The organism is Ruegeria sp. SATB027 (assembly GCF_059613825.1).
Window position 1 is genome coordinate 1 of the sequence record NZ_JBXWTH010000064.1, and the last position, 4,442, is coordinate 4,442.

At 63.7% G+C, this 4,442-nt stretch carries 3 protein-coding genes; all 3 read left to right on the forward strand.

The features are described from left to right. A complete protein-coding gene (gene gcvT / locus AC2FPW_RS16925; RefSeq protein ID WP_267364314.1) occupies positions 1-1,095 on the forward strand; it encodes a glycine cleavage system aminomethyltransferase GcvT in 1,095 nt (364 codons plus the stop codon). A gap of 18 nt (positions 1,096-1,113) precedes the next feature. Continuing rightward, on the forward strand, positions 1,114-1,479 hold the full coding sequence (gene gcvH, locus AC2FPW_RS16930; RefSeq protein WP_209505056.1) for a glycine cleavage system protein GcvH: 366 nt from the start codon (positions 1,114-1,116) through the stop codon (positions 1,477-1,479). A gap of 114 nt (positions 1,480-1,593) precedes the next feature. Beyond that, positions 1,594-4,442: aminomethyl-transferring glycine dehydrogenase (gene gcvP / locus AC2FPW_RS16935; RefSeq protein WP_496814667.1), on the forward strand; the 2,849-nt coding region annotated here is incomplete at its 3' end.

Genomic DNA, 4,442 nt, shown 5'->3' on the forward strand with positions numbered 1-4,442 from the left:
ATGACCGAGATTAGACGCACGCCGCTTTTTGGGCTTCACGTTGAGTTGGGCGGCAAGATGGTTGATTTTGCCGGGTGGGAGATGCCGGTTCAGTATCCGCTGGGGATCATGGGCGAGCATAAGCAGTGCCGCGAGAAGGCGGCGTTGTTTGATGTGTCGCATATGGGTCAGGTGATATTGCGGGGCGAGAATGTGGGCGAGAAGCTGGAAGCACTGTGTCCGCAGGCTTATGCGACGCTGAAGGAAGGCAAGGCGCGGTACGGGTTCTTCACCAATGCCGAAGGCGGGATCATGGATGACCTGATCGTGTCGAACGCGGGGGATCATTACTTTGTGGTGGTGAACGCGGCGCTGCGCCATCAGGACATTCCGCATATGCGCGACAATCTGGACGGGGTTGAGGTGACCGAGATCTTCGACCGCGCGCTGGTTGCGGTGCAAGGTCCCAAGGCCGAGGATGTGGTGGGCGCGCTCTGCCCCGCGGCGCGCGATCTTAAGTTCATGGAAACCACGATTGCCGACATCCTGGGTGTCGAATGCCGCATCTCGCGGCTGGGCTACACGGGCGAGGACGGGTACGAGATCTCGATCCCCGAGGACAAGGCGATCGAGATCACCCGGGCGTTCCTTGCGCATGAGGATTGCGAACCGGCGGGTCTGGGCGCGCGCGATAGCCTGCGGCTTGAAGCCGGTCTGTGCCTTTATGGCAATGACATCGATCAGAGCACCTCGCCGGTCGAGGCCAGCCTTGGCTGGGCGATGCAGAAGCGCCGCAAGGAAGAAGGCGGCTTTCCGGGTGCGGAACGTGTGCAGCGCGAACTGGCCGAGGGGCCTGCGCGCAAGCTGGTGGGCATCAAGCCCGACGGCCGCGCGCCCGCGCGTCAGGGGGTCGAGGTGCAATGCCTTGAGGGCAACACCATCGGTCAGATCACCTCGGGCAGCTTTGGCCCCACGGTCGGCGGCCCGGTTGCGATGGGCTATGTGTCCGCGGGCCATGGCGAGCCGGGCGAGAAGGTCAACCTGATCATCCGGGGCAAGGCGCAACCGGCGCAGATCGTGGCGCTGCCCTTCGTCAAACAGAATTACAAGCGTTGAAGTCAGGAGAGAGACACCATGGCAACCTATTATTCCGAAGAACATGAATGGCTGGCGGTCGACGGCGACACGGCCACGCTGGGCATCACCAAACACGCGGCCGAGCAGCTGGGTGAGGTGGTCTTTGTCGAGCAGCAGGAAGTGGGCGACGAGTTCGAGAAGGATGGCGAGATCGGCGTGATCGAATCCGTCAAGGCCGCCTCCGAGCTTTACGCGCCGGTTGATGGCGAGATTACGGAAGTGAACGAGGCGCTGGCTGACAACCCCGGCGCGCTGAACGACGACCCCGAGGGCGAGGCCTGGATCTACAAGATCAAGATCGCCGATGCCGCGCAGCTGGAAGACCTGATGGACGAAGCCGGCTACAAGGCCTTCATCGGCTAAATCCGGCCCGGAGCCCCAGAGACCGGGGCTCCCTGCTTCATCTTTTTCCAAATACTCCCGCCGGAGGCTCCTGCCGTCTCCGCCGGGTCTGACCTATCCTTGAGGAGCGCTGCAATGGCCTTCAAACTGACCGATTACGAAGCCTATGACTTCGCCAATCGCCGCCACATCGGCCCGTCGCCCACCGAAATGCGCGACATGCTGCAGGTGATCGGCTTCAAGACGCTGGACCAGCTGATCGACGCCACCGTCCCGCCCGCGATCCGGCAGAAGGAACCGCTGGACTGGGGCCCGGCGATGACGGAACGCGATGCGCTCTTTCACATGAAGCAGGTGGCGGGCAAGAACAAGGTTCTGACCTCGCTGATCGGTCAGGGATATTACGGCACCACCACTCCGGCGCCGATCCTGCGCAACATCCTGGAAAACCCGGCCTGGTACACCGCCTACACGCCCTATCAGCCCGAGATCAGCCAGGGCCGGCTTGAGGCGCTGCTGAACTTCCAGACCATGGTCAGCGACCTGACCGGGCTCGATGTGGCCAACGCTTCGCTGCTCGACGAAGCCACGGCTGCGGCAGAAGCCATGGCAATGGCCAAGCGCGGCGGCCGGTCCAAGGCCAATAACGCGGCCTTCTTCGTGGATCGCAACTGTCATCCGCAGACCATCGCGGTCATCAAAACCCGCGCCGAACCCTTGGGCATCGACGTGCAGGTGGGCGATCCCGATCAGCTGGATGCAGGTGCCGTCTTTGGCGCGATCTTCCAGTATCCGGGCACCCATGGCCATGTGCGCGACTTCACGACCGAGATCGCGGCGCTGCATGAACATAACGCCATCGCCGTTGTCGCCGCCGACATCCTGTCGCTGGCGCTGCTGAAATCCCCCGGCGAGATGGGCGCGGATATCGCCATCGGCTCGACCCAGCGCTTTGGCGTGCCGATGGGCTATGGCGGCCCGCACGCCGCGTATATGGCGACCACCGACAAGCTGAAGCGCTCGATGCCGGGCCGGATCATCGGGGTCAGCATCGACAGCCGCGGCAACAAGGCCTACCGCCTGTCGCTGCAAACCCGCGAGCAGCACATCCGCCGCGAAAAGGCGAACTCGAACGTCTGCACCGCGCAGGCGCTGCTGGCTGTCATTGCCTCGATGTATGCGGTCTATCACGGACCCGACGGCATCAAGGCGATCGCGCAATCGGTGCACCGCAAGACCTCGCGCCTGGCCGCCGGTCTGGAAGAGGCGGGCTTCTCGGTCGAACCCGAGGTGTTCTTCGACACCATCACGGTCGAGGTCGGCCATCTGCAGAATGTCGTTATGGAGGCCGCCGTGGCCCGTGGCGTCAACCTGCGCAAGGTCGGCGAGACCCGCGTGGGCATCAGCCTGGACGAACAGACCCGCCCCGAGACCATCGAGGCGGTCTGGGGTGCCTTCGGCATCGACCGCAAGGATGACAGCTCGAACAAGCAATACCGCCTGCCGGATTACGCGCTGCGCGAAAGCGCGTACCTGACCCACCCGATCTTCCACAAGAACCGGGCCGAGGCCGAGATCACCCGCTATATGCGCCGTCTGGCCGACCGCGACCTGGCGCTGGACCGGGCGATGATCCCGCTGGGGTCCTGCACCATGAAGCTGAACGCCACGGTCGAGATGATCCCGGTCACCTGGCCCGAGTTCGGCAACCTGCATCCTTTCGTGCCCGAAGATCAGGCGCAGGGCTACCATCAGATGATTGCGGATCTGAACGACAAGCTGTGCCAGATCACCGGGTATGACGCGATCTCCCAGCAGCCCAACTCGGGCGCGCAGGGCGAATATGCGGGCCTTCTGACCATCCGCAACTATCACTTCGCCCGCGGCGAAGGGCAGCGCAATGTCTGCCTGATCCCGACCTCGGCCCATGGTACCAACCCGGCCTCGGCGCAGATGGTGGGCTGGCAGGTTGTGCCGGTGAAATCGGATGACAAGGGCAATATCGATCTGAATGATTTCCGCGAAAAGGCGGAAAAGCATTCGGACCATCTGGCCGCCTGCATGATCACCTATCCCTCGACCCATGGCGTGTTCGAGACCACCGTGCAGGAGGTCTGCCAGATCACCCATGATCACGGCGGTCAGGTCTATATCGACGGCGCCAACATGAACGCCATGGTCGGGCTGGCACGTCCGGGTGACATTGGCGGCGATGTCAGCCACCTGAACCTGCACAAGACCTTCTGCATCCCGCATGGCGGTGGCGGCCCCGGCATGGGTCCGATCGGCGTCAAGGCGCATCTGGCCGAGCATCTGCCGGGCCACCCGGAATACGGCACCGCCGTGGGTCCGGTCTCGGCGGCACCCTTCGGCTCGCCCTCGATCCTGCCCGTCTCATGGGCCTATGTGCTGCTGATGGGCGGCGCGGGGCTGACGCAGGCCACCAAAGTGGCGATCCTGAACGCCAACTACATCGCGGCGCGGCTCAAGGACGCCTATCCGATCCTCTACACCTCGGAAACGGGTCGGGTGGCACATGAATGCATCCTCGACACAAGGCCGCTGGACGAGGCGGCGCATGTCACCGTCGACGATGTGGCCAAGCGCCTGGTCGATTCAGGCTTCCACGCCCCCACGATGAGCTGGCCGGTGGCCGGAACCCTGATGGTCGAGCCCACCGAATCCGAACCCAAGGACGAGCTCGACCGCTTCTGCGACGCCATGCTCTCGATCCGCGCGGAAGCGCAGGACATCATCGACGGCAAGATCGACGCGGAAAACAACCCGCTGAAAAACGCCCCCCACACGGTGCGTGATCTGGTCGGCGACTGGGACCGCCCCTACACCCGCGAACAGGCCTGCTTCCCTCCGGGATCCATGGGCGTCGACAAATACTGGTCCCCCGTCAACCGCGTCGACAACGCATACGGCGACCGAAACCTCGTCTGCACATGCCCACCAATGGACGCATACGAAGACGCCGC